Below are 377 nucleotides of genomic sequence, written 5' to 3' on the forward strand. Positions count from 1 at the left end.
AGCGGGGCTCAAGCACATCACCGAAGTCGTGTCATTGCAGCATTGAGGGCCAACGCCTGCTGTGATGGGTAGGGGAGCGTCGTGTGCCGGGTGAAGCGGCCGAGGAATCGAGTCGTGGTCGGTATAAGAGGGAGAATGCAAGCCATAGTAGCCAAACAAAAGTTGGAAAAACATTCGCCCAATGACCAACGGTTCCTGGGTCAAACAGATATGCCCAGGGTAACTCCGGTCCAAAAGCGAGGCCGACAGGCGTAGTCCAATGACAACCGGTTGATAATAACCTACCCCCATTTAAACGCCAACCGCCAAACACAAGATTCTAAAGCCGGGAAACCCTCCCCGAGCCAAAGGGCCAAAGGAAATGGTGGAGCCCCCCG

Annotated in this window: 1 rRNA gene; it reads left to right on the forward strand. The window is 55.2% G+C overall.

The window, feature by feature from the left end:
- A 23S ribosomal RNA gene (locus tag PUR71_RS00325) occupies positions 1 to 377 on the forward strand; the annotation flags it as partial.

Source organism: Streptomyces sp. SP17BM10, assembly GCF_036322405.1.
In the GTDB taxonomy this organism is placed as follows: Bacteria; Actinomycetota; Actinomycetes; order Streptomycetales; family Streptomycetaceae; genus Kitasatospora.